Here is a 20,209-nt window from a genome sequence, read left to right on the forward strand (position 1 = left end):
CACCGTGGCCATCTCGGTCTTCGACCTGTTCTCGATCGGTATCGGCCCGTCCAGCTCGCACACGGTCGGCCCCATGCGCGCGGCCCGGATGTTCGCCCGCCGCCTGAAGAACGAGGGCCTGATCGCCCATACGGTCTCGATCCGGGCCGAGCTGTACGGCTCCCTCGGCGCGACCGGCCACGGCCACGGCACCCCCAAGGCCGTCCTGCTGGGCCTGGAGGGCAACTCCCCCCGTACGGTCGACGTGGAGAACGCCGACGCCGAGGCGGAACGTATCCGCACCAGCGGCCGGCTCCAGGTGCTCGGCATGCACGAGATCGCCTTCGACGCCGACGAGGACCTCGTCCTGCACCGCCGCAAGGCCCTGCCGTACCACGCCAACGGCATGACGCTCGCGGCGTACGGCGCCGACGGGGGCGCGCTGCTGGAGAAGACGTACTACTCGGTGGGCGGCGGCTTCGTCGTGGACGAGACCGTGCTCGACACGGACGGCACGGCCAAGGACCCCATCGTCCCCGACGACACCGTGCTGAAGCACCCCTTCCGGACCGGCGACGAGCTGCTGCGGCTCTCCGCCGACACCGGTCTGTCGATCTCCGCGCTGATGCTGGAGAACGAGAAGGCGTGGCGCACCGAGGACGAGATCCGCGCCGGTCTGCTGGAGATCTGGCGCGTCATGCAGGCGTGCGTCGCACGCGGCATGTCCCGCGAGGGCATCCTCCCCGGCGGCCTCAAGGTCCGCCGCCGCGCCGCCCACTCGGCCCGCCAGCTGCGCGCCGAGGGCGACCCGCAGACCCACGCCATGGAGTGGATCACGCTCTACGCCATGGCCGTCAACGAGGAGAACGCCGCGGGCGGCCGCGTCGTCACCGCCCCCACCAACGGCGCCGCCGGCATCATCCCGGCGGTCCTGCACTACTACATGAATTTCGCGGCGGGCGGCGCCACCGAGACGGAGAAGGACGACAACGTCGTCCGCTTCCTCCTCGCGGCCGGCGCCATCGGCATGCTCTTCAAGGAGAACGCCTCCATCTCCGGCGCCGAGGTCGGCTGCCAGGGCGAGGTCGGCTCCGCCTGCTCCATGGCCGCCGGCGCCCTCGCCGAGGTCCTCGGGGGCTCGACGGAACAGGTCGAGAACGCCGCCGAGATCGGCATGGAGCACAACCTCGGCCTCACCTGCGACCCGGTCGGCGGCCTCGTCCAGATCCCCTGCATCGAGCGCAACGGCATGGCGGCGGTCAAGGCCGTCACGGCGGCGAAGATGGCCCTGCGGGGCGACGGCAGTCACAAGGTCTCCCTCGACAAGGTCATCAAGACGATGAAGGAGACCGGCGCCGACATGTCCGTGAAGTACAAGGAGACCGCGCGCGGCGGGCTCGCGGTGAACATCATCGAGTGCTAGGCAGATGGGCCCTGACCAGCGCGTTCGTATCTTTCGGCGCTGTCAGGGCCTTCCCCGCTCACGCGGCGGAAAGTCCCTGAAAAGTCCCTGGGTTGTTCCACGGGACAGGCGCCTGACCTGGGGAATCGCAACACCCAGCAATTACTGCTCCGCTTCGCACAGGCTGCCGACAACCACGAGGTTGTATCAAATCGATCCCCTAAGGCCACCACAGGGGTACCATTCGATACATGAGTGCTGCGGAGACCTCACGCCTGGAGCAGCGACTGACCGGCCTCGCCCCCACGTTCACGACGGCACAGGCACGTCAGGCCCTGCTTTCCCCCCGTGATCTGACGTCCTTGGTCGCGGCGGGAGAGATCGACAGACTGTCCCGGGGGGTCTACCGACGGGCAGACGCACCAGAGACGGCGCACGCCGATCTGCTGGCCGTGTGCGCGCGGGCTCCGCGTGCCGTCGTGTGCGGTGAGTCCGCCCTGGCCCTGCACGAACTCATCGACGACATCCCTACAGCGGTACACATCGCCGTGCCGCGCGGTACACGCCGCCCCACGATCTCCTACCCGCCCACCGTAGTGGCGCAGTACGCCCCGACGACCTTCGCCCTCGGCGTCGAACGATTCGAAGCAGCCCCAGAAGAAACCATCCCCGTGTACAGCGCCGCCCGCAGCGTCATCGACGCAATGCGACACCGCAGCCGCATCGGCGAAACCCTCGCCCTGTCCGCGCTCGGCCGCTATCTGCGCCAGGGCGGACGCCATAACGTCGGCGAACTCCAGCACGTCGCGCGCGAGTTGAGTGCGCTCCCCCTCATCCGCCCTGCCGTTGAGGCAGTGCTCGCCTGATGGCCAGCCCCACGCGTGACACCACAGCCGGCCGCGTCTACAACGACCTGCGCAACCTGGCCCGACGCACCAGCCGGTCAACAGACGAGATCATGGTCGAGGACGTCCTCGAACGCTTCCTCTACCGCCTGGCCACATCCCCCCCTCGGCCGCGAACACTTCGTCCTCAAGGCCTGCTCGCCCACGTCGCCCGGCAGGTGTCGCCGCAGCGCCGCGTCCGCCTGATCGAACCGGTGCGGGAGCTCCCCCGTACCTGCACCGGCAAGATCCTCCGGCATCGTCTCACCACCGAACGGCTCGCCGACCTCCTCCGCCGTACCGCCGACGCCGGGCGAAACGCGGCCGAGGGGCTGTCCGGCGCCTGAGGAACCTCACCGTGTGCTGAGCCAGTGCGGGTCGGGAACGACCGTCAGGATCGCCGAGACCAGCAGGACCAGCGCGAGTACGGCCAGTTCGACGCGGGCCGGGCCGGTGGCGTCGGCCGCGCGGCGCAGTCGGCGGCGGGCGGCCAGGGCGAGGGCGGCGACCACCCCGACGAGCAGCAGCTTGGCGATCAGGACGCGGCCGTAGGCCGTGGTGAGGACGACATCGACGGGCAGCCTGCGCAGCGTGGAGAGCGTGCCGGTGAGGACGAGCGCGGCGAAGAGGCGGCCCGCGAGCCGGGCGTAGCGCGCCAGTACCTCCCGGGCGCCGGCCGGGTCAGCGCGCCGCAGCCGCATGGTGCGCAGCGCGTGCAGCAGCCCGCCGGTCCACAGGGCGGCGGCGCCGAGGTGGACGACGGTGAGCGCGGCGCCCAGCAGCGGGGTGTACGGCTCCGGGTGCGCCCGGAGCGCCTCGGCGCCGACCACCACGGCGAGCGGAACCACGGCCAGCGGCGGGCGGTTCAGCGCCACGCACCCGGCGGCCAGCAGGAAGCCGTTGGCCATGACGAGCAGGAGGCGGCCCTCGACCGTCCCGTACACCTCGGTGAGGCCGAGGCCGCTGACGGCGGCCAGCAGCAGGATCTGTCCGGCGGCGGCGCCCGCTCCGGTGAGCGCGGCGGCGAGCGCCCAACTCCGCGGGAGGGGGCCGGTACGGGCCAGCCGGATGCCCGCCAGCTCGCCGAGGTGCAGTGCGAGGGCGGCGAAGACGGCGACGCGCAGGACGGTCGTCGCACCCGCCGCGGGTATCCGCAGCTCTCCGGTGCCCCGCGCGGCGATGCCCGCGCCGAGCAGCGCGACGAGGAGCGCGAGCAGGGCGGCCCCGGTGGCGAGACCCGCCGTGAGGGTGGCCCTGCGCGGTACGGAGCGGGTGGTGTCCTCGGCGGACGGTTCCGGGAATATCACCGGTTGATCCTCTTATCCCGGTCGATCACTCGCAACGCGACTACGGCAGATGCCGTACGCAGGGCCGGAAGGGACCGGAACGCCCACCGGGCGCGGGCGTTCCAGGAGGAAGGCGGCCTCCGGTCCCGGCAGGGCTCAGCCGCGCCAGGGCTTGTAGTGCGGGTTGTCCTGGCACTCGGCCATGATCTCGGTCTTCTTCGCCCTGTCGACCGGGCAGACACCGACGATCAGCTCACGCGAGACACCGCCGGGGAAGGCGACCTCCTCCCGGTGGGCCGCCTTGTGGGTGGCGCCGATCGTCCTGTTCACATCGATCCCGCCGGGAGCGTCGATGTAGTAGTTGAAGCCGCTCACGCTCTCCTGCTTGTACAGGTCGTGGTCGTGGGTCGCGGAGACGTACGGCGAGTCCTGGCCGGCCAGGACGTGCTTCTCCACGTCGTACTGGCCGTTGACCGGCGCCTTCGGCAGGAAGCCCTGCTCGAAGACGATCTCCGGCGCCCGGCTCTCCGCGCGGTAGAGCTGCTTGCAGTTGGTGCGCCAGGTCGGCGCCGGGCTGATGCGGTCCGCCTCGACGCTGCGGTCCGCCGCGGCGAACAGCGGGTCGGTGACGGGCGGACAGAGGTCGGCCGCCCGGGGCGCCTCGGCGGTCCCGGCGGGCTGAACGGTCCCGGCGGGCTCAGCGGGGGGCGCCGGGTCCCCCGTGGCGTCCGACGTGGTGGCGGACGCGGAGGCCGGGAGGAGTACGGCGCAGACGGACAGGGCGAGCGCGGCGGCCCGCCGCCGGTTTCGTGAGGCGATCATGGGATGCACCCTCCACGCCGTACGGCGGCGGGCCGTGGACCGCCACCCCTTCGGGGGCGTGTCGGACCGGAACGCTGCCCGGGGCACGGCGAGTTGGGTCAACGGCGGGTCGGGTCAGCGGAAGACTCCCGTGTGGCCCAGGGAGTAGCGGCCGGGCTGCGGGTAGACCGCCAGTCCGTGCGGGCCGCCGCCCACCGGGATCCGGGCGAGCTGCTTGCCGGTGGCGGTGTCGATCGCGTACACCTCGGAGTCGTAACGCCCGGCCAGCCACAGGACCTTGCCGTCGGCCGAGACGCCGCCCATGTCGGGGCTGCCGCCCTCGGGCAGGTGCCACTTCTTGGTCAGCCGGTTCTTGGTGAAGTCGAAGATCGAGATGGTGCCCTCGCCCCGGTTGGAGACGTACATCTCCTTGGAGTCGCGGCTGACGTACAGCCCGTGGCAGCCCTCGCCCGTGGGCAGCAGCTTGGGGGTGGTGAACTTCTCGCCGTTCAGCACCCACATGCCGTGCGCCATCATGTCCGCGATGTAGAACGTTTTGCCGTCGGGCGACATCTTCACGTCCTGCGGCATCGCGCCGTCGAAGGGCAGCTCCTGCTGGCCGATGACCTCCATCTTCTCCGTGTCGACCTTGAGGAGTTCGCCGGAGAACTCGCACGAGACGATGAAGTACCGGCCGTCGGCGGAGAAGTCCGCGTGGTTGACGCCGGCGCAGGTGACCGGCACGGTCTTCTTGATCTCCATGGTGTGCGGGTCGCGGAAGACCAGTTCGCGGTCGAGCGAGGCCATGACGACGGCGTACTTGCCGTTGGGCGTGAAGTACAGGTTGTACGGGTCGTGCACGTCGACGGGCTCGCCCGCCTCGCCGGTGGCGGGGTTGATCGGAGTGAGCGTATGGCCGCGGTTGTTGTTGACCCAGAGGGTCTTGAGGTCCCAGGACGGGACGACGTGCTGCGGCTGCCGGCCGACGTCGATGGTGTCGATGACCTTGTACGTCGCCGGATCGATGACGGAGACGGTGTCGGAGTTGGTGTTGGGGACGTAGACCCGGGAGGGGAAGCCCCGTACGACGGGTGAGAGCATCCCCGGCCGGTCGGCGGCGTAGACGTCCTTGGGGTCCTGCACCGGCGGCATGCCGGGCAGCCCGGGCGGCGCCGTCGCCCGGGGGACGGCCGGGCGGACGGCGGCCTTGGTCGCGGCCCTCTCCGTCGGCGCGGCGTCGTCGGCGCCGCCGCAGCCCGCCAGGAGCGCGAGGACGGCGGCCAGCGCCGGCGCCGAGGCGCGCGTGGCGGGGAAGGCGCGCGAGGTTCGGGGGGTGCGGGAGGGCCCGGCGGGGGGCGGCATCCGGTGCATCAGGTCAGCAGCTCCGTGGTCGTCACCGCGCGCAGGCCGCGGCGTTCCAGTGCGTCGAGGAGGGCGGGCAGTGCGGCCACCGTGTCCGCGTAGCCGAAGTGCAGGCTCACCACCGAGCCGTTGCGGATCTCTTCGGTGACGGTACGGGTGACGGCGGTGGCGCCGGGCGAGGTGAAGTCGAGGGAGTCGACGTCGTAGGAGAGGACGTGCGGGTAGCCGGCCCGCGCGGCGAGCCGCCGCACGAGCGGGGTGGCGTGCTGGGTGCGCGAGGGGCGGAACCAGGTGCCGATGGAGCCGGTGAGCCGGCGCAGCCGATCGGCGCAGCCGGTGATCTCCGCGTACGCCCGCGCCTCGTCCATCTCGGAGATGTCGGTGTGGTGCAGCGTGTGGTTGCCGAGGTCGTGGCCGCCGTCGAGGATCCGGCGGGCGAGCGCGGGATGTTCGTCGAGCCATTCGCCGACGGCGAGGACGGTGACCCGGGCTCCGGCGCGCTCCGCCTCGGCCAGCAGGGCGGTGGCGGTGGCGGGGTCGCCCTGGCCGTGGAAGGTGAGGGCGACCCGGGGCCGGTCCCGGGGGCCGTGCGCGATCTCGACGGGACGGCCCGGAAAACGCCGGGGCGCGGGGGCGGACTTGGCGACGGGACGTGACCCGCCGGAGCTGGAGCCGTTGGCGGACGGGGAGCCTGACGGGGCGGCGGAAGCGGGTACGGAGTCGGACGTGCCGTCCGTACAGCCGGTGGCGAGGGCGCCCGCGACGGCCGCTCCCGCTGCTGCGCGCAGTGCACTGCGACGGTCGATCGGGATCACGCCCCCATTTAAGGGGCAAGAAGCGCGAATTCGAGGGGGAAGGAGCGCGTAGGAGAACGATTGACTCTTTTGGCGGCTTCGCGGGCTCGCGGGATTGCTCCGGGCGGATCACCGGGGCAGCCGGGACGTGGGCCGGGGCCGCGGGACAGCCGGGGCGTCGGGCCGGGACGTGGGCCGGGGCGTCGGCCGGGGCTCAGGGCGACTGGCGGTCGGAGATCCGCATCTCGAACCAGGTCGTCTTGCCGCGCGGCAGCAGGTCCACTCCCCAGCGGTCGGAGAGCTTGTCCACCAGGAAGAGTCCGCGCCCGCTGGTGTCCATCTCGCGCACCGGCATCAGGCACGGCAGCCCGCGCGAGGGATCGCGCACCTCGATCCTGATCCAGCCGCGTCTGCGCAGCATCCGTAACCCGAAGACCCGGGCCCCGGTGTGGCGTACGGCGTTGCCGACGAGTTCCGAGACGAGCAGCACCGCGTGCTCCGCGGTCTGGGGCGAGAGCGCCCACTGACGCAGCACCACCGAGTGAGTGATCCTGCGGGCGGCCGAGGCGGATTCGGGCCGGGAGGGTAACCGGACTTCCGCCTCGGTCGGATTGCCGAACAATTCCAGCGCCCTGAGCGCCTGTTCGTCCTCGCCGGACGGTATCCACCGCCCAGCGGTCGCGCTGCCGCGCCGCCGCGGCTGCTCCACATCCTCCAGGCCCGCCATGTCTCCCATCATGGCCGCACAGAGCCATTTCCGGGGGCGTTCCGGGGGAATCGACCCCCCGGAACGAGTGACTCCGGGGGGCCTTCAACGCATATGCCGGTGGCAGTGCTGATACCCACTGACCTATTCTGACCTGCGGTAACGACAAGCGTCAAAATGATCACCGGGTGTTATTTCGGCGAATTGCTTAAGGTCGTCTTAAGGCCCGGCTAAGTCGGTCGTCGAGTTGACGTGACGACTCCGCGTATCCCACATGAACACACTGCGTGTCCAACGGGTCCGCTCTCAGAGGAACTTGGCCTTGCCCGGCCCCTCCTCCTCGAACGACCGCATCCCGCGCTCGCGGTCCTCGGTGGCGAACAGCCCGGCGAACCAGGTGCGTTCGATCGCGAGCCCGCTCTCCAGATCGGTCTCCAGGCCCGCGTCCACCGACTCCTTGGCGGCGCGCAGCGCCAGCGCCGGGCCCTGGGCGAGCTTGGCGGCCCAGGCGTGCGCCTGCTCGTACACCTCCGCCGCCGGGACCACCCGGTCGACCAGACCGATCGTCAGCGCCTCGTCCGCCCTGACCTGACGGCCCGTGAAGATGAGGTCCTTGGCCCGCGACGGGCCGATCAGCCGGGCGAGCCGCTGGGTGCCGCCCGCGCCCGGGATCAGCCCGAGCAGGATCTCCGGCTGGCCGAGCTTCGCGTTGTCCCCGGCGATCCGGAAGTCGGCGCAGAGCGCCAGCTCGCAGCCGCCGCCCAGCGCGTAGCCGGTGACCGCGGCGACGACGGGCTTGGGGATACGGGCCACGGCGGTGAACGACTCCTGGAGCGCCCGGGAGCGCACGACCATCGCCGCGTGGTCCATCCGCCGCATCTCCTTGATGTCGGCGCCGGCCGCGAAGACCTTCTCGCCGCCGTAGAGGATCACGGAGCGCACGTCGTCCCGCCGCCCCGCCTCCTCGGCCAGCTCGCGCAGCCGGTCCTGGATGGAGGTGTCGAGCGCGTTCATCGGAGGGCGGTCGAGCCGGATCGTACCGACGCCGCCGGAGACTTCCAGGTTCACATAGGCCATACCGCAGGTTAACGCCCGCTCACGACATCGGGCCCGGCGCGCGGTCCCACCGCGTTCCGGGCCCGCTCGCCACCCCGGTGGCGCGAGGTCTACGCGGTCCACTCCGCCCAGGACATGTTCCAGCCGTTGAGGCCGTTGTCCGGGGCGATCTGCTTGTCGTTCGAGTTCTTCACGATCACCACGTCGCCGATGATCGAGGCGTTGTACATCCACGCCGAAGGCGTGCCGTTGTCGCCGCCGCCCCGGATGTCCCGCAGCCCCACGCAGCCGTGGCTGACGTTCGCGGAGCCGAAGGTGCCTGCGGAGGCCCAGTAGTTGCCGTGCATGAAGGTGCCCGAGGTGGACAGGCGCATGGCGTGCGGCACGTCCTTGATGTCGTACTCGCCGCCGAAGCCCACCGTCGCGCCGTCCATCCGGGTCACCGCGTACTTCTCGCTGATGACCATCTGGCCGTTGTACGTGGTGGTCGAGGGGGCGCCCGCCGTGATCGGGATCGTCTTGATGAGCTTGCCGTCGCGGACCACCTTCATCGTCTTCGCGCTCGCGTCCACGGTGGATATCTGGCTGCGGCCGATGGTGAAGGAGAAGGACTTGGCCTGCTTGCCGTAGACCCCGGGGCGGCCCTCGACGCCGTCGAGGTTGAGCTTGACCGTCACCTTCGTACCGGCGGCCCAGTACTTCTCGGGGCGGAAGTCCAGCCGGTCGTTGCCGAACCAGTGGGCCTCGATCGGCACGGACGGCTTCGCCGTCACGGTGATCGCCTTCTCCACGGCCTCCGGTTCGGTGATGCCCCGGGTGAAGTTGAGGGAGACCGGCATCCCGACGCCGACCGTGGAGCCGTCCTCAGGGGTGTACTGACCGATGAAGGTGTTCTTCGGTACGAGGGTGGTGAAGGTGGTGTCCTTGGCGGACTCGCGGCCGTCGTCGTCCTTGGCTGTCGCGTGCACCCGGTACTTGGTGGCGCCGGCCAGGTGCTGGAGCGGCTCCCAGGTCGCGCCGTCGGCGGCGAGCTTGCCCTCGACGGGCTCGCCCTTGTCGTCCTGGACCTCGACCGAGGTCAGCTTGCCGTCGGTGGCGGAGACCTTGAGGGCGCCGGTGGTGGCCACGTCGTCGGCCTTGTCCTTCGGCGCGACGGTCACCACCGCCACCGACGCGGCGTTGCCGACCTTCGACGCGCCCTTGCCGTCGCCCTTGCCGCCGTCGCCGCTGCCGGAGCCCTCGCTCCCGCCTCCGCCGCCGCACGCGGTGACCAGCAGGAGCAGGGCTCCCATCAGGAGGGCCGGCACCCCGGTCCCCCGTCGTCCGCGCCGTACCGGCCGCGCCTGCCGTATTCGCCGTTCCGGTGCTCCGCCCGCTCCCCGGTCACCCGGACACGCTTCGGAAGCCCCCGATATCGGCAGCCCGTTCCCCATGGTCGTCTCCCCTCGCACGGCCTGGCCCCGCCACGGCCCGCACTCCTGCGCGTCCAGTGCACGCGCACGGCGTTAGATAACCACACCGGAGGCGTGACACAGACCTGCGGAATGTCACTATTCGGTCCCAACCGGCCCGGGACGGCGCAGGTCAAGGCGGTATGACGGCCCATCAGGCCCGTGCGGGCGGGCGGAACGATCAAGGCGGGCGGGGAGCCGGCAGAGGGGAGATCGGGGAACGGTCAGCGAAGGGCCGAGCCCGCGCGCCACCGGTTCCAGTCGAGGTTCCAGCCGCCGAGCCCGTTGTCGGCGGCGACCGTGCGGTCCTTGGAGTTGACCACCTCCACGACGTCGCCGATCAGGGTCCGCTCGAAGAACCAGCCCGCCGGGGTGTCGGGGCCGCCGCCCTTGACGTCCCGCAGCCCGACGCAGCCGTGGCTGACGTTCTCCGAGCCGAAGGTCTCCGAGTCCGCCCAGTAGTTGCCGTGCAGGAAGGTCCCCGAGGTGGTGAGCCGCACGGCGTGCGGCACGTCCTTGATGTCGTACTCGCCGCCGAACCCGACCGTCCTGCCGTCCATGCGTGTGACGTCGTACAACTCGGTGACCACCATCTTCCCGTTGTACGTGGTGTTCTTCGGGGCGCCCGCCGTGATCGGTACGGTCGACAGCAGGTCGCCGTCGCGCCGTACCTCCATGGTGTGCTTCTCCGCGTCGACCAGCGAGACCTGGGAGCGGCCGACCGTGAACCCGAAGGTCTTGTGCTGGATGCCGAAGACGCCCGGTGCGGCCTGGACGTCCCGCAGGGCCAGTTCGACGGTGACCTCGGTGCCCGGCTCCCAGTACTCCCTGGGCCGGAAGTCCAGGCGCTGGTCGCCGAACCAGTGGCCCTCGATCTCCACCGCCGGATCGGCCGTCACCTTGATGGCGCGTTCGACGGCGACGCGGTCCCGGATCCTACGGTTGAAATCGAAGGAAATGATCATGCCGGTACCGACGGTCGAGCGGTTCTCCGGGGAGAAGTAGCCGATGAACCGGTCCGTGGGCACCGCCGTCGTGAAGGTGGTGTGGCGGGCCGAGCGGCGGCCCGCTGCATCGACGGCCACCGCGTCCACGCTGTACTTGGCGGCGAGCGCGACCCGCGCGCCGCTCCGGGGGGTCCAGGAGCGGCCGTCCTCGGAGATCTCTCCGGACAGTTCCCTCGGCTGGGCGTCCTCGATCTGGGTCACCCTGACCCGTTCCAGTCGGCCGTCTGGCACCGTCACCTCGACCGGATCCGTACGGCCGATGCCCTTGGCGCCGTCCTTCGGGGTGATGGCGATGGTGTCGCCGGCCCCCCGCGACTTGCCTTCAGTGAAGGTTGCTCCGCCGGTGCATCCCGACAGTAAGGCCAGTACGGCCACCAGTCCTGCCCATGTCAGGACGGTGGCTGCGCCCGCCCCTGCCCGCTTCGTTACGTTTCTCACGCTCGTCCCAACGACCACCCCCCTCCGGGGGAAACGTGAGGGCGGGCCCTGTTGCGGGCAGAACAGGAGAAGGACCCCATTGGGCGAGCCGCGGCCGGGACGCCGCGCGCTCCGACCCGCGGGGCCGTCGAGCCGCGGGAGGCCGGTCAGTGGCGAGCGCAGCCGAGCAGGAGGCAGTGCGAGGGGAAGAGGAGGAGGGGCCGCGCGACGGGGTACGGGACGGAGTACGGGACGAGGAGCGCGCCGCGCCAGGGGCCCAACGGCCCGAGGCGCCTCCCGGGATCAGCCGGACCGGCCACCACGAGCGGTCCCGCACCGCGCCCCCCGAGGTCTGGCCGGGGGCCCCGACCCCCCTCGGGGCGCGCTACCGGGTGGGCCCCGACGGTGTGGCGGGCACCAACTTCGCGCTCTGGGCGGGCGGCGCCGAGGCGGTCGAGCTGTGCCTCTTCGGCCCGGAGGAGGACGGGGACGGGGACGGGGACGGGAACGGGGACGGGAACGGGGACGTAGACGGCCGGCCGGGCGCCGGAGCGGACGGTCCCGGGACCGAGATCCGGCTGCCGCTGACCGAGCTGACCCATGAGATCTGGCACGGCTTCGTGCCCGGTGTCCGCCCCGGCCGGCGCTACGGGTTCCGGGTGCACGGCCGCTGGGACCCCTGGACCGGCGCCCGCTGGAATCCGGCGAAGCTGCTGCTCGACCCGTACGCCCGCGCGGTCGACGGCGAGTTCGGCCTCCCGCCGGAGGTCTACGGCCATGTCCGCGACTGGCCGCAGGGCAATGTCGCCGACACGGTGCGCGACGAACGCGACTCGGCCCCGTACGTCCCCAAGGGCGTCGTCGTCCACGACGAGGCGCCCGGCGACGAGTGGGCCGACGACCGGCGGCCCAAGACGCCGTGGGCCGACTCGGTCATCTACGAGCTGCATGTGAAGGGCTTCACCCAGCGCCATCCGGGCATCCCCGAGGAGCTGCGCGGTACGTACGCGGGGCTCGCGCACCCGGCGGCGATCGCGTATCTGCGGGAGCTGGGGGTGACGGCGGTGGAGCTGCTCCCCGTGCACCAGTTCGCCCACGAGGAGCATCTGCTCCGGCGCGGGATGCGCAACTACTGGGGCTACAACTCCATCGGCTACTTCGCGCCGCACGCGGGCTACGCGGCGGGCTCCACCCGCGGCCGGCAGGTCACGGAGTTCAAGGCGATGGTGCGGGCGCTGCACGCGGCCGGGATCGAGGTGATCCTGGACGTCGTCTACAACCACACGGCGGAGGCCGGGGAGCTGGGGCCGACGCTCTCGCTGCGCGGGATCGACAACCGCGGCTACTACCGGCTGCCCTCCGACGCCCGCCGCTACACGGACTACACGGGGTGCGGCAACACCCTCCACGTGGTGCAGCCGAACGTGCTGCGGCTGATCACCGACTCGCTGCGCTACTGGGTGACGGAGATGGGCGTCGACGGCTTCCGCTTCGATCTGGCGGCGGCGCTCGCGCGCTCCATGCACGACGTCGACATGCTCTCGCCGTTCCTCGCCGTCATCGCCCAGGACCCGGTGCTGCGCCGGGTGAAGCTCATCGCCGAGCCGTGGGACGTGGGCAACGGCGGCTACCAGGTGGGCGCGTTCCCGCCGCTGTGGACGGAGTGGAACGACCGCTACCGCGACGCCGTAAGGGACTTCTGGCGCGGCGCCCTGCCCGACGTACGGGACCTCGGCTACCGGCTCTCCGGGTCGAGCGACCTGTACGCGTGGGGCGGGAGGCGGCCGTACGCCTCCGTCAACTTCATCACCGCGCACGACGGCTTCACGCTGCGCGACCTCGTCTCGTACGAGCACAAGCACAACGAGGCCAACGGCGAGGGCAACCGGGACGGGACGGACGACAACCGGGCCTGGAACTGCGGGGTGGAGGGCGAGAGCGACGACGCGCGCGTCAACGCGCTGCGGCGCCGGCAGCTGCGCAATCTGCTGACCACCCTGCTGGTCTCCACGGGCGTCCCGATGCTGGTCGCGGGCGACGAGATGGGCCGCACGCAGCGCGGCAACAACAACGCGTACTGCCAGGACAACGAGGTGAGCTGGCTCGACTGGTCGCTGCTGGCGGACCCGGCGGGACCGGGGGCGGGGCTGCACCGGCTGACCACCCGGCTGCTCGCGCTGCGCCGGGCCCATCCCGTACTGCGCAGGCGCGCCTTCTTCTCGGGCCGTCCGCGCGACCCGGACGGGCTGGCGGATCTGGCGTGGTTCACGCCGTGCGGCACGGAGATGACGGAGCGGGACTGGTACGCGCCGGCCACGACGCTGGGGCTCTTCCTGTCCGGGCGGGACATCCCGGGGCGGGACGAGCGCGGGGCCCGGATCACGGACGACAGCTTCCTGACCGTGCTGCACGCGTGCGACCGGGACCGGGACTTCGTCCTGCCGGGGGCGCCGTGGGCGCGGGCGTACGAGCTGGTGGTCGACACGGCGCGGGAGGACCAGACGAAGCCGCCGGGGACGGTGTACGAGGCGGGGGCGGCGGTGAGGGTCCCGGGGCGGTCGGTGCTGCTGTTCCGGGTGTGCGCGTAGGACGCGGGGTGAGTGTCCGAACAACCGGTATGAAGGTATGGCTTCGGCCGCCGCCTGTGGAAAACCCCGTGAGCCATGTCAGTGGTGAACCGTAGGCTCGCCCCTGATGACCGATACATACGCAGCCACCGACGCTGCCTCCCGGAAACCGTCCGCCGTGCGCACGTTGCTGCGGCTCTGGCCGTACGTACGGCCGGTGCGCGGGCGTCTCTTCGGCGCGGCGTTCGTGGCGGTCGTCGCGTCCTGCCTCGGCCTGGTGATCCCGCTCGTGCTGAAGTGGATGGTGGACGGTCCGGTCACCGACCGGGACCCCGGAGGTGTCTGGCTGGGGGCGCTGGTGCTGCTGGCGCTGGGGATCGTGGAGGCGGTGCTGTTCGGCCTGCGCCGCTGGCTGGTGGCCAGGCCGCTGGCCGGGGTGGAGGCGGCGATGCGGGCCGATCTCTACCGTCATCTGCAACGGCTGCCGGTGGCCTTCCACGACCGGTGGCCCTCGGGTCAGCTGCTGTCGCGCGGGACGACGGATCTGATGCTGCTGCGGATGTTCCTGGCCTTCCCGCTGACCTTCCTGCTGGTCAACTCCACCACGATCCTGGTCGGCTTCGTCATTCTGCTGATACAGGAGTGGACGCTGGGGCTGGTGCTGCTGGCGCCCGTGGTCCCGCTGGTCATCCTCTGTTCGCTCTTCGAGGCGCGGTACGCGCTGGTCGCGCGGCAGGCGCAGGACCAGGTGGGTGATCTGACGACGGTGGTCGAGGAGGGGGTCCTCGGCATCCGGATCATCAAGGGCTTCGGACGCCACCAGAGCCAGTCCCTCGCCTTCCGCGCGCTCACCCGGCGGCTGCGCGGCACGGAGCTGGGCAAGGCGCGGCTGCTGGCGGGCATCTGGGGCCTGATCATGACGATCCCGGAGCTGGCGATCGGCGCGGCGCTGGTGCTGGGCACGATCCAGGTGGCGGACGGCGGGCTCTCGGCGGGCACGCTGGTGGCGTTCCTGTCGACCGCGCTCGCACTGCGGTGGCCGGTGGAGTCGATCGGGTTCCTGCTGGCGATCAGCCAGGAGTCGGCGACGGCGACCACGCGGTTCTTCGAAGTGATGGACGTGCCGGAGGAGACCGAGCCCGCGGGGACCGGGGCGGGCGCGGCGGGCGCCGCGACCGCGGCGGGGACGTCCGTTGGGGACGGGCTGCGCTTCGAGGGCGTCTCGTTCCGGTATCCGGAAGAGGACCAGGGCGCGGAGTCCGTGCCCGTACTGACCGGGATAGATCTGCACATCAGACCCGGCGAGACCATGGCCCTGGTCGGCGCCACCGGATCGGGCAAGACGACGCTGACCGCGCTCGTCCCCCGGCTGCACGAAGTGACGTCCGGGCGGATCACCCTGGACGGCGAGGACATCGCCCTGATGGAGCGGCGGCGGCTGCGCGAGCTGGTGTCGGTGGCGTTCGAGGAGCCGACGCTGTTCTCCGCGAGCGTCGGGGAGAACGTGCTGATGGGCAGGGCCGACGCCGACGAGGACGCGCTGGACCGGGCCCTGGACGTGGCGCAGGCGGGGTTCGTCAGGGATCTCCCCGAGGGGATCGGCACCGAGGTCGGCGAGCAGGGCCACAGCCTCTCCGGCGGTCAGCGCCAGCGGCTGGCGCTGGCGCGCGCGGTGGTGGGCCGGCCGCGCTTCCTGGTGCTGGACGATCCGCTGTCCGCGCTGGACGTGCACACGGAGGCACTGGTGGAGGCGGCGCTGCGGCGCGTCCTGCGGGAGACCACGGCGCTGGTGGTGGCGCACCGGCCGTCGACCGTGCTGCTCGCGGACCGGGTGGCGCTGCTGTCGGAGGGGCGGATCGCCGCGGTGGGCACCCATCAGGAGCTGCTGCGGAGCAGTACGGAGTACGCGTGGCTGATGGCCGGGGCGGCGCCGGACGCCGAGACCCCGGCGAAGAGCACGGCAGGGGCCGGGGCCGTTGAGGGGAGCGAGTGATGACGACATCGACCAGTACGGGGCCGGACGGCGCCACCGCGCCCGCGCGGCCGTCCGCCACGGCGCCCGCGCCCACGTCCACGCCCGTCGTGGACTCCCCCGCCCCGGACTGCTTCGTCCGCGACGATCTGCCGACGGCCGACGGCGCGACCGGCGCGCTGCTGCGGTCGCTGCTGGCCACCCGCCGTACGCGCGTGGCCGTTGCCGCGCTGCTTCTGCTGCTCCAGCAGGCCGCCGCCCAGACCGGCCCGCTGCTCGTCGCGTACGCCATCGACCGGGGGGTGCCGGCCTTCCGGGACGGCGACCACGGCCCGCTGTACGCGGTGGGCGCGGGGTATCTGATCTGCGCGCTGGGTTCCGGCGCGTTCCAGTACGCGTTCGTCCGGGCCGCCGCCCGGATCAACCAGGACGTGCTCCTCGATCTGCGCGGCCGTATCTTCCGCCATGCGCAGATGCTCAGCGTGGACTTCCACGAGCGGTACACCTCCGGCAGGCTGATCTCCCGGTCGACCACCGATGTGGAGTCCCTGCGCGAGCTGCTGAGCGAGGGCCTCCAGGAACTCATCGGCGTGGTGCTGTCGTTCGTCTACATCTCGGCGATGCTGCTCTATCTGGACCTGGGGCTCGGCGCGACGGCCGTGCTCTCCTTCGTACCTCTGTATCTGCTGGTGCGGCTCTACCAGCGCCGGTCCGCGCTGGTCTTCGGCCGGCGCTCCACCGCGATCGCCGCCGTCATCGTCAAGTTCGCGGAGACGATGAACGGCATCAGGCCGGTGCAGGCGTTCCGGCGCGAGCGCGCCAACGACGCGGCGTTCCTGACGCTCAACCGGACCCATGAGCGGAGCAACGGGGACTCGCTGCTGGAGATGGCCCGCTATGTGGTCGGTTCGCGGCTCGTCGCGAACGTCACCGTCGCCGGGCTGGTCCTGTGGGGCGCCTACCGGGTGGCGGACGGCACGCTGGCGCTCGGTGTGCTGGCGGCGGTGGTGCTGTATCTGCGGCGGCTCTACGAACCGATCGACCGGCTGGGGATGTTCCTCAACTCGTACCAGTCTGCCGGCGCCTCGCTGGAGAAGATCGCCGGTCTGCTGGCCCAGACGCCGTCCGTGCCCGAGCCGGCCGCCCCCCGGCCGCTGCCCGCGCTCACCGGTGAACTCCCGGGGCGCGAGGCCGTCTTCGAGTCGGTGGCGTTCTCGTACCGTACGGGCGGGGAGGTCCTGCCCCGGTTCGATCTGAGGGTCCCGGCCGGACAGACGGTCGCGGTGGTCGGCTCGACGGGCGCTGGCAAGTCCACGCTCGCCAAGCTGCTGGCCCGGTTCTACGATCCGACGGAGGGCCGGGTGCTGCTCGACGGGGTCGATCTGCGCGATCTGGAGACGGCCGAACTGCGGCGCGGTGTGGTGATGGTGACCCAGGAGGCGTTCCTGTTCTCCGGCACGGTCGCCGAGAACATCGCCGTCGGCCGCCCCGACGCCTCGCGTGCGGAGATCGAGCGCGCGGCCAAGGCCATCGGCGCCCACGACTTCATCAGCGGCCTGCCCGACGGCTACGACACGGACGTGCGCAAACGGGGCGGCCGCATCTCCGCGGGCCAGCGCCAACTGGTCGGCTTCGCGCGCGCGTTGCTGGCCGACCCGGCCGTCCTCATCCTCGACGAGGCGACCAGCTCGCTCGACATACCGGGCGAGCGCGCGGTCCAGCGCGCGATGGACACCGTTCTGCACGGCCGTACGGCGGTGCTGATCGCGCACCGGCTCTCCACGGTCGAGATCGCCGACCGGGTGCTGGTCATGGAGCACGGCCGTGTCGTGGAGGACGGCGCCCCGGCCGACCTGATCGCGGGCACGGGCCGCTTCGCCGACCTGCACCGCGCCTGGCGGGACAGCCTGGTCTGAGCCGTCGATCGCGCGCGCCTCCTGGACGGGCGGCGGGCATGGATCCGGCCCACCGGGTCGGCGGGGCCACCGGCCCGTTCCGTAGGATCGGGCCGTGACAAAGGGGACGGGAACGGCGACGGACACGGGGACGGATACGGGCTGGGCGTCGCCGACATGGATCGAGTCGCTGCTGAGCGAGGCGGCGGCGCGCGGGGACGGGGACGGGGTGCTCGACGCGCTCGCGCGCGGCCGGCTCCGTCTGCTCACCGCCCGGCTGCACGCCGACACCCCCGGCCACACCGCCGCGCTGCCGTCGCAGCGCGATCCCGCGACAGGCCGTACCTGCGTCCCGGTGCTGACCTCGGGCATGGTGCCGCCCTGGCATCCGGAGTGGGTCTTCCGGCGGACCTCCCTCGCCGAACTCGCCCACCGCTGGCCCCACGACAAGCGGTGGCTGGGGGTGAACCTTGGCACCCCGTACGCGACGGTCGTCGACGCCCGCCCCGCGCGGCGCAAGGCGTGGCCGGCGGCGGAGTCGCGGTCCGGCGGACCGCCGGCCGGACTGCTGCTGACGCACGGCGGCGGCCCCACGCACGGACCGGTGGCCCACGGTCTGGCCGTCGGCGCCCATCTCGCCGTGCACAACAGCCTCTTCTGGAACCAGCTCGGCGCCGCCTACCTGGACTACGAGACGGACATCGCCCGGCTGCGCGACCCGTGGGGAGTCACCCACCGCGCCGGCTACCGGCGGACGCTCGACTCGCTGATGGCCACCCGGCTGATGGGCCGTGCTCCCGAGTCCGTCCTGCGGACCCGGCTCGGTCTCGTCCGCAGGCTGAAGCGCGCCCCGACGCGCCAGGAGTGGGCCGACGGCGTCACGGGGGCGCTGGTCCAACGCGGCGCGTCCGCCGCCGACCTCGCGGAGGCCGAGGAGTGGCTGCGGCGCGTCGTCGACTGCGAGGACCGTTTCCGGGCCGAGGGCTTCCTCGCGCCGGACGGGCGGATCGACACCCTGGCCGCCTTCGACTACGGACGGGCCGTCAACGTCGTACGGCTGGCGCTGGGCGCGCGCTACTGCGATCCGGCGGAGGCCGGGCAGGCCGTGGTGCGGATCGGTGAACTCGCCCGGCGGGCCTACGGATCCTGGGCGGAGTTCTCCCTCGGCTACGGGCTGGCCCGGGTGATCCACTACGCCGGGGACGAGGAGGCGGAGATCACCCGCGAGGAGTCGCTCGCCCAGCACCGCATCCTCACCCAGGACCCCACGAGCCCTTACCGGAACATCCCGTGGTCATGAACCAGCGGCCGCCCCGTCCCTTCCCCCAGCACCCGGCGTACGCGGCGCCCTGGGTGCCGCCGTCGGAGACCGAGCAGCTGCTGTACGAGGCGGGCGCGCGCGGCGACGTGGAGGCGCAACTGCGGGTGCTGGCGGGCGCGGAGCTGTACATCGGCGCGCCGAAGGCCGAGGCCGACGCAGAGCCCGGCATGGTCACCTGGCGCCCGCACCGGGACGCGACGGGGCTGGTCGGCAAGCCGGTGCTCACCCGGGGCATGCTGCCGCCGTGGCATCCCGAGTGGGTGTTCCACGGGGTCACCCTCAAGTGGATCGCCACGTTCGAGTGGCGGGACCCGAGGCAGCCGCTGATCGTCAACGGCGGCACCCCGGGCCAGCTCCTGCTGCCCGCCACGCCCCGGCACCGCGCGCTGTGGCTGCGCTGCTACGCGGAGCACGACCGCCCCGACGGAGACCGGCTGATCGCGCTGCGGCACGGCGCGCTGCACGGGCCGCTCGCCTACGGCCTGGCCTGCGGCGTGCATCTGGCGATCGGGCACGGGGTGCCGTGGAACGAGGTGGGCACGGTCTGCTTCGAGTACTCCACCGAGCGCGAACTGCTCCGCGATTCCTGGGGCATCACCGAACGTACCGGCTGGCAGAAGCAGTTGAACCTCCTGCTGGACGGGCGCAACAGCCCGGCGGAGACCGATTTCGTCCTGCGGGTGCGCGAGGAGCTGCGGACCGGCCTCGGCGAGCCGCCGCCCGCCGAGCTGTGGCGCGAGACGGCGGCCGGCCACGCGCAGGACCTGGGGGTGGGCCAGGACGCGGTCGTGCGCATCGAGGAGCTGGTGCGGCGCGTCATCCGGTACGAGGCCCGGTTCCGCGCGGACGGACTGCTGCCGCCGGACGGCAGGGTCGTCACCGCGGTCGCCTACGACTACGGACGCGCGGTGAACCTGGCGCGCTGGGGGCTGTCCGCCAGATTCTGCGACCCGCACGAGGCGGAGCAGGCGATCGTGTACGCCGGGGCGCTGAGCAAGTCGGCCTACGGCTCGTGGGAGGAGTTCTCGGCGGCGTACGCGCTGGGCCGGGTGCTGCGCTTCGACGACGAGGAGTACGGCTCGTACTACGAGCAGACCGTCGTGGCCCACCGGCTCCTGACGGAGCACGAGGGCAGCCCGTGGCGGAACATCCCCTGGCGCTGATTCCGCCCGCCCGCTCCCGTCGCCTCCTCGTGAGATGCCCTATGCCATACGTGTCTCTTCACGACTTGCGCAAATAGCGATCTATACGCGAATTTTGCCAGATCGAGAGAGTGACCGGTGTGTCGCATTACCGATTCTTGGTTCTC

At 71.9% G+C, this 20,209-nt stretch carries 16 protein-coding genes; 8 read left to right on the forward strand and 8 right to left on the reverse strand.

Annotated features, from left to right (window positions below; genetic code table 11):
* Nucleotides 1-4 precede the first annotated feature (4 nt).
* The 3 genes from OG627_RS08855 to OG627_RS08865 all read left to right on the forward strand — a co-directional run bounded on the left by OG627_RS08855 (nucleotide 5) and on the right by OG627_RS08865 (nucleotide 2,612).
* Nucleotides 5-1,402, forward strand: coding sequence for an L-serine ammonia-lyase (locus tag OG627_RS08855; protein WP_329063134.1), 1,398 nt, complete (start codon nucleotides 5-7; stop codon nucleotides 1,400-1,402).
* A 230-nt stretch (nucleotides 1,403-1,632) separates the two neighbouring features.
* Nucleotides 1,633-2,247, forward strand: coding sequence for a type IV toxin-antitoxin system AbiEi family antitoxin domain-containing protein (locus tag OG627_RS08860; RefSeq protein WP_329063135.1), 615 nt, complete (start codon nucleotides 1,633-1,635; stop codon nucleotides 2,245-2,247).
* Nucleotides 2,247-2,612 carry a hypothetical protein gene (locus OG627_RS08865; protein ID WP_329063137.1) on the forward strand — a complete coding sequence of 122 codons (366 nt, stop codon included), beginning with the start codon at nucleotides 2,247-2,249 and terminating at the stop codon, nucleotides 2,610-2,612. The genes OG627_RS08860 and OG627_RS08865 overlap by 1 nt, the downstream gene beginning before the upstream one ends.
* A 6-nt stretch (nucleotides 2,613-2,618) precedes the next feature.
* Here the strand turns inward: OG627_RS08865 and OG627_RS08870 are convergent, their stop codons facing one another.
* From OG627_RS08870 to OG627_RS08905, 8 genes are all read right to left on the reverse strand, one after another.
* Nucleotides 2,619-3,572, reverse strand: coding sequence for a CopD family protein (locus tag OG627_RS08870; protein ID WP_329063138.1), 954 nt, complete (start codon nucleotides 3,570-3,572; stop codon nucleotides 2,619-2,621).
* A gap of 135 nt (nucleotides 3,573-3,707) precedes the next feature.
* On the reverse strand, nucleotides 3,708-4,373 hold the full coding sequence (locus OG627_RS08875; protein ID WP_329063140.1) for an ADP-ribosyltransferase: 666 nt from the start codon (nucleotides 4,371-4,373) through the stop codon (nucleotides 3,708-3,710).
* A gap of 114 nt (nucleotides 4,374-4,487) precedes the next feature.
* Entirely contained in the window at nucleotides 4,488-5,714 is a 1,227-nt protein-coding gene (locus OG627_RS08880) for a YncE family protein (RefSeq protein WP_329063142.1), read from the reverse strand.
* Nucleotides 5,715-5,722: 8 nt separating this feature from the next.
* Nucleotides 5,723-6,529 carry a polysaccharide deacetylase family protein gene (locus tag OG627_RS08885; protein ID WP_329063144.1) on the reverse strand — a complete coding sequence of 269 codons (807 nt, stop codon included), beginning with the start codon at nucleotides 6,527-6,529 and terminating at the stop codon, nucleotides 5,723-5,725.
* Nucleotides 6,530-6,722: 193 nt separating this feature from the next.
* A complete protein-coding gene (locus tag OG627_RS08890) occupies nucleotides 6,723-7,247 on the reverse strand; it encodes an ATP-binding protein (RefSeq protein ID WP_329063145.1) in 525 nt (174 codons plus the stop codon).
* A 273-nt stretch (nucleotides 7,248-7,520) separates the two neighbouring features.
* Nucleotides 7,521-8,291, reverse strand: a complete 771-nt coding sequence (locus OG627_RS08895) for an enoyl-CoA hydratase/isomerase family protein (protein ID WP_329063147.1) — start codon at nucleotides 8,289-8,291, stop codon at nucleotides 7,521-7,523.
* An 89-nt stretch (nucleotides 8,292-8,380) separates the two neighbouring features.
* On the reverse strand, nucleotides 8,381-9,562 hold the full coding sequence (locus OG627_RS08900) for a L,D-transpeptidase (RefSeq protein ID WP_329063148.1): 1,182 nt from the start codon (nucleotides 9,560-9,562) through the stop codon (nucleotides 8,381-8,383).
* A gap of 383 nt (nucleotides 9,563-9,945) precedes the next feature.
* Complete coding sequence (locus tag OG627_RS08905; RefSeq protein WP_329063149.1) at nucleotides 9,946-11,166, reverse strand: L,D-transpeptidase; 1,221 nt, start codon at nucleotides 11,164-11,166, stop codon at nucleotides 9,946-9,948.
* Nucleotides 11,167-11,315: 149 nt separating this feature from the next.
* On the opposite strand from OG627_RS08905, the gene glgX reads away from it, so the two are divergent.
* The 5 genes from glgX (at nucleotide 11,316) to OG627_RS08930 (ending at nucleotide 20,063) form a co-directional block, all read left to right on the forward strand.
* Nucleotides 11,316-13,733 (forward strand): glycogen debranching protein GlgX, encoded by a 2,418-nt coding sequence (gene glgX, locus OG627_RS08910; RefSeq protein WP_443073436.1) that lies wholly within the window; start codon nucleotides 11,316-11,318, stop codon nucleotides 13,731-13,733.
* 106 nt (nucleotides 13,734-13,839) lie between these two features.
* Complete coding sequence (locus OG627_RS08915; RefSeq protein WP_329063150.1) at nucleotides 13,840-15,705, forward strand: ABC transporter ATP-binding protein; 1,866 nt, start codon at nucleotides 13,840-13,842, stop codon at nucleotides 15,703-15,705.
* Nucleotides 15,705-17,600 (forward strand): ABC transporter ATP-binding protein, encoded by a 1,896-nt coding sequence (locus OG627_RS08920; RefSeq protein WP_329063152.1) that lies wholly within the window; start codon nucleotides 15,705-15,707, stop codon nucleotides 17,598-17,600. Before OG627_RS08915 ends, OG627_RS08920 begins: the two co-directional genes overlap by 1 nt.
* A 94-nt stretch (nucleotides 17,601-17,694) precedes the next feature.
* Nucleotides 17,695-18,879 (forward strand): DUF1266 domain-containing protein, encoded by a 1,185-nt coding sequence (locus tag OG627_RS08925; RefSeq protein WP_329063154.1) that lies wholly within the window; start codon nucleotides 17,695-17,697, stop codon nucleotides 18,877-18,879.
* Nucleotides 18,876-20,063, forward strand: a complete 1,188-nt coding sequence (locus OG627_RS08930) for a DUF1266 domain-containing protein (protein WP_329063156.1) — start codon at nucleotides 18,876-18,878, stop codon at nucleotides 20,061-20,063. The genes OG627_RS08925 and OG627_RS08930 overlap by 4 nt, the downstream gene beginning before the upstream one ends.
* Nucleotides 20,064-20,209 lie beyond the last annotated feature (146 nt).

The sequence above is a fragment of the Streptomyces sp. NBC_01429 genome (assembly GCF_036231945.1).
Taxonomy (GTDB): Bacteria; Actinomycetota; Actinomycetes; order Streptomycetales; family Streptomycetaceae; genus Streptomyces.